The organism is Streptomyces hainanensis (genome assembly GCF_004348415.1).
Classification (GTDB): Bacteria; Actinomycetota; Actinomycetes; order Streptomycetales; family Streptomycetaceae; genus Streptomyces; species Streptomyces hainanensis.
Genome location: NZ_SMKI01000519.1, coordinates 1 through 4,951 on the forward strand (window position 1 = coordinate 1; position 4,951 = coordinate 4,951).

Genomic DNA, 4,951 nt, shown 5'->3' on the forward strand with positions numbered 1-4,951 from the left:
GGCCCCCGACGACCTGCGACCCGCCCTGGAGGCCCGGCGGATCACCGTCACCTACGGGTCCTCCGTCGCCGTCCGCGAGGTCGACCTCGACCTGCGCCCCGGCGAGGTGGCCGCCCTGATGGGCCGCAACGGCTCCGGCAAGTCCTCGCTGCTCTGGGCCCTCCAGGGCTCCGGGCCACGGCGCTCCGGCACCGTCGCGGTGGGCGGCGCCGACCCCGGCGAGGCCACCGCGCGGCGCGCCAGGGAACTCGTCGGCCTCGTCCCCCAGAGCGCCGCCGACCTGCTCTACCTCCAGACCGTGGCGGCCGAGTGCGCCCAGGCCGACCGCGAGTCGGCCGCCGACGCCGGCACCTGCCGCGCGCTGCTCGACCGGCTGGCGCCCGGCATCCCCGACGACCGGCACCCGCGCGACCTCTCGGAGGGCCAGCGCCTCGCCCTGGTGCTGGCCGTCCAACTCACCGCGGCACCCCGGGTGATGCTCCTCGACGAACCCACCAGGGGCCTGGACTACCACGCCAAGCGGCACTTCGGCCGAGTGGTGCGGGAACTCGCCGCCGACGGCCGCTCGGTGCTCATCGCCACCCACGACGTGGAGTTCGTCGCGGCCACCGCCGACCGGGTCACCGTGCTCGGCGAGGGCGAGCTGGTGGCCGACGGCCCCACCGCGGACGTCGTCTGCGCCTCGCCCGCCTTCGCGCCCCAGGTCGCCAAGATCCTGCGCCCGGACCCCTGGCTCACCCCCGAGCAGGTCGCCGGCGCGCTCACCCTCCAGGAGGCCGCCGGATGACCCGTCCGAGCGTCGCGCCGCCGCGGCGCGCCACGGCGCTGCGCGTCGGCCCGCGCGCCGCCGCCGTCCTCGCGCTGGCCAGCCTGGTCGGGCTCGCCATGTTCTGCTGGCCGCTGCTCTCCCCGCCCGAGCCGCAGGCCATGGCGCACGCCGGCCACGCCCCGCTGCTCTTCGTGCTGTTGCTGCCGGTCGTGCTCGCCGTGGTGCTCGCCGAGATGTCCGAGGGCGGCATCGACCCCAAGACCCTGGCCCTGCTCGGCGTGCTGGCCGCGGTCAACGCGGCGCTCCGCCCGCTGGGCGCGGGCACCGCCGGCATCGAGACCGTGTTCTTCGTGCTCATCCTCGCCGGCCGGGTCTTCGGCCCCGGCTTCGGCTTCGCCCTCGGCGCCGTCTCGCTCTTCGCCTCCGCGCTGCTCACCGCCGGCGTCGGCCCCTGGCTGCCGTTCCAGATGATGGCCGCCGGCTGGGTCGGGCTCGGCGCCGGGCTGCTGCCGCGCCGCGCCTCGGGCCGGGCCGAGATCGCGCTGCTCGCCGGCTACGGGATGCTCGCCGCCTACGCCTACGGGCTGATGATGAACCTCTGGTTCTGGCCCTACGCCACCGGCCCCGACACCCAGCTGTCCATCGACCCCGAGGCCGGCGCGGCGGAAAACCTGCACACCTTCGTCCTCTACACGCTGGCCACCTCCACCTTCGGCTGGGACACCGGACGCGCCCTCACCAACCTGGTGGCCGTCACCGTGCTCGGCCCCGCCGTGCTCACCACCCTGCGCCGCGCGGCCCGCCGGGCCGCCTTCGACGCCCCCGTCACCTTCGAACCCGCAGCCGCGTCCGCCTCAGGACCACACCGTGAACAGCAAGAAGGAGCATTCACCCGATGAGCCAGACAAGCCCGATGGCGAGGAGACCGGCGACCAGGGTCGCGCTGGCCGGCGCGCTGCTGGCGGCCGCCCTGACGCTGCCCACCGGCGGCGCGGCGGCCGACGCGCCCCCCGAACTGCGCGACCCGGCCGCGGCCGCGGCGACCTGGACCGTCGGCAGGCTCACCGACGGCGCCCACGCCAGCGGTGACCACGGCCTGACCGCCGACATCGTCATGGGCCTGGCGGCGACCGGCACCGCGGGCGACAGCGCGGAGCTGGCCACCGACTGGCTGGCCGACAACGCCGCCGCCTACGTCACCCGGGGCGCCGCGGGCACCGTCTTCGCCGGCGGCACCGCCAAGCTCGCCCTGGTCGCGGCCATCGAGGGCCGCGACCCGGGCGACTTCGGCGGCCAGGACCTGACCGGCACGCTGCTCGGCCGGCTCCAGGACACGGGCCGGTTCACCGACGCCGGCGCGGCCGGCGACATGTCGAACCAGTTCACCCAGTCCCTCGCCGTGCTGGCCCTGGAGCGCACCGACGACGTGCCGGACTCCGCGGTCGAGTTCCTCGCCTCCACCCGCTGCGCCGACGGCGGCTACCCGCTCTCCCTGCGCCGCAACCCCGACCGCTGCACCTCGGACACCGACAGCACCGGCATGGCCGTGCAGGCGCTGCTGGCCGTGGGCCGCACCGCCGACGCGGAACCCGCGCTCGACTGGCTCGAGGGCCGGCAGCGCGAGGACGGCGGCTTCGGCTACGACGCCACCAGCGACCCCAACACCAACTCCACGGCGCTGGCCGTCCAGGCCCTGTTCGCCGGCGACCGCGAAGCGGCCGCCGAGCGCGGCGTCGGCTGGCTGCGCACCCGTCAGGTCGGCTGCGCCGGCGCGGCGGCGGACCGCGGCGCCGTCGGCTACCTGGAGCCCGTCGCCAACGGCCTGGCGCTGCGCGCCACGGCCCAGGCGATACCCGCGCTGGCCGGCCAGCCGCTCGGCGACATCGACGGCACCGGGGCGGCGACGCCCGAGCCGCGGCCCATCGACTGCACCCCGGACGACGGTTCGGCCGGCGCCACCACCGGCCAGCCCGGCGGCGGCGCGGTGAACGGGGCGGACACCGAGGGGTCGGACGCGGACGGAGCGAGCACCGAAGGCGCGAACGCGGGCGTGACCTCGGACGGGGCGGCCAGCGGCGACACCAGCGACGGCGCCTCGGCCGACGGCGCGGACGCCGCCGGCACCCTCGGCAGCGCCAGTGACGGCACCACCGGTGACGGCGGCGCCGTGGACGGCACCACGACGGACGGCACCACCGCGTCCACGGGCACCACCGGCGGGCCGACCGCCGCCGGGACCACCAGCGCCACGGGCACCAGCTCGGGCGGCCTCGGGCCGGACGGCAACCTCGCCTCCACCGGCTCCTCCGGCACCCGGCCGATGCTGGCCGCCGCCGCCGTGCTGCTGCTCACCGGCTGCGCCGCCTACCTGATCGCGCGCCGCAGCCGCACCACGTCCTGAGCCGACCGGCGCCACCACGACCACCACGGCGATCACCACCATCACCCACGGCCCCCAGGAGGGACCCGCATGTCCATCGCCCCGACCACCACCCGGCGCAGACGCGTCCTCGCCATCGCCGCCACCGCCGGCCTGGCCGGCGCCCTGGCCGCCGCCCCGTCCGCCACCGCGGCCAGCGGCGCCCGGGCGGCGGCCGCCCCGGTCACCGTGAACCTCACCCTCACCGGGCCGGCCGGCGTCATCTTCGACGGCGACGTGACCACCGACGGCCACACCGTCAGCCCGCTCACCGGCGGGGCCCGGCTCTGCGACGGCACCAACCTCGGCGCCAACCCGGCGCCGGGCGCCACCCCGACCGCCGCCCTGGACGACGCCGCCGACGCGAACGGCTTCGACTGGGACGGCGTCTGGTACGCCTCCTTCGAGGACTACCTGGTCACCTCCATCGACGGCTTCACCCAGGACGCCGACCACTTCTACGAGATCTCCGTCAACGGCGTCGCCACCCTGGTCGGCGGCTGCCAGTACGTGTTGGACGAGGGCGACGAGGTCGCCTTCACCTGGACCGAGTTCGCGTAGCCGCCCCGCGAACCGTGATACGCATGTCGGATGACCCCAGCTGATCCCGCGAACTCCCCTACGGACGGCGAGCGTTACTCGGCCGCCCTGACCGCACTCGGCTTCCCCGTCGAGGCCGGCCTCGCCTCGCCCCCCGACCTGGCCCGCCTGTTGCTGGAGGCGACGGAGGTGCGGGTACGGAACGAGGAGACCGTCGACGGCCGGATCGCGCTGCCCGCGCTCCCCGACCTGACCGGGCCCGACGGCGGGCAGGTGGTCCTGGAGCGGCTGATCATGTCCCACTACCGCGCCATCCGCCTCGCCCACGGCGTCACCCCGCTCGGCACCGCGATGCGCGAGGCGGTGGGCGAGGGCGGGGTCGGCGAGATCTGGCGCCTGGCCGCCGAGACCGCGCAGGCCCTGGAAGCCACCCTGGCCTTCCTGATCTCGGTCAGCGTGCCCGAGGTCGACACCGCGGCCGCCGGCAAGCAACTCCGGCTGGCCACGGACCGGTTGGCCGCCGCGGGCGAGACGGCCGCGCAGATCCGCGCCACCGCCCCCAACGAGGGCTGACTACCCGCGGGCGGCGGCGGTGCCGACGTCCCGCCGCCGGCCGCAGGCGGCCACCACGAGCAGCAGGCCGGCCAGGAAACACAGCAGGATCGGCCAGGGCAGCCAGCCCGACGGCGCGAAGCCACGCACCGCGATCCTGGCCAGCGCGAAGCCGGCCGCGCCGAGCCCCACCACCAGCAGCAGCCAGGGGCCCTTCGTCCACGCGCCGCGCGCCGCCCGGGACGGCGGCCGCGGCAGCAGCCCCACCGCCAGCACCAGCGGCACCAGCAGCACCCACAGCACCCCCACCCAGGCGGCGCGCAGCAGCCACCAGGCGCCCGAGCCCGCCGCCTCCTCGGGGAACAGACCCAACGGGTAGATGACCGCCGCGGCCGCCATCGCCGGCGCCATGTGCCACAGGTAGAGCAGCATCGAGACCCGGTTGGCGCCCGACACCCGGCGCCAGCGGCGCGGGTCGCGCAACCACCGGTTCACCGGCCCCTCGGCGGCCACCAGCAGGCCGATCACCGTGACGGCGTGCGCGTACAGCGCCATCGACGGCGGCGAGGCGTTCTCGATCCGCGCCCCCGGCACGCCGATCAGGGACACCGGGAAGGGGCCGAGCGTCACCAGCAGCACCCAGGCGACCGCCCCGCCCCCCGCCATCAGCC

General features: G+C 76.7%; 5 protein-coding genes and 1 pseudogene. 5 read left to right on the forward strand and 1 reads right to left on the reverse strand.

Annotated features, from left to right (window positions below; translation table 11 throughout):
• The 5 genes from E1283_RS31550 to E1283_RS31570 form a co-directional block, all read left to right on the forward strand.
• Positions 1 to 787: ATP-binding cassette domain-containing protein (locus E1283_RS31550; RefSeq protein WP_132821593.1), on the forward strand; the 787-nt coding region annotated here is incomplete at its 5' end.
• Positions 784 to 1,668: an ECF transporter S component gene (locus E1283_RS31555; protein WP_132821594.1), complete on the forward strand. Its 885-nt coding sequence runs from the start codon at positions 784 to 786 to the stop codon at positions 1,666 to 1,668. The genes E1283_RS31550 and E1283_RS31555, both read left to right, overlap by 4 nt.
• Positions 1,665 to 3,170, forward strand: a complete 1,506-nt coding sequence (locus E1283_RS31560; protein ID WP_132821595.1) for a prenyltransferase/squalene oxidase repeat-containing protein — start codon at positions 1,665 to 1,667, stop codon at positions 3,168 to 3,170. Before E1283_RS31555 ends, E1283_RS31560 begins: the two co-directional genes overlap by 4 nt.
• 69 nt (positions 3,171 to 3,239) lie before the next feature.
• Complete coding sequence (locus E1283_RS31565) at positions 3,240 to 3,749, forward strand: DUF4430 domain-containing protein (RefSeq protein ID WP_132821596.1); 510 nt, start codon at positions 3,240 to 3,242, stop codon at positions 3,747 to 3,749.
• Between the two features lie 30 nt (positions 3,750 to 3,779).
• Positions 3,780 to 4,301 (forward strand): hypothetical protein, encoded by a 522-nt coding sequence (locus tag E1283_RS31570; RefSeq protein WP_132821597.1) that lies wholly within the window; start codon positions 3,780 to 3,782, stop codon positions 4,299 to 4,301.
• Here E1283_RS31570 and E1283_RS37655 read toward each other — a convergent pair.
• A pseudogene (locus E1283_RS37655) lies at positions 4,302 to 4,951 on the reverse strand (acyltransferase family protein); the annotation flags it as partial.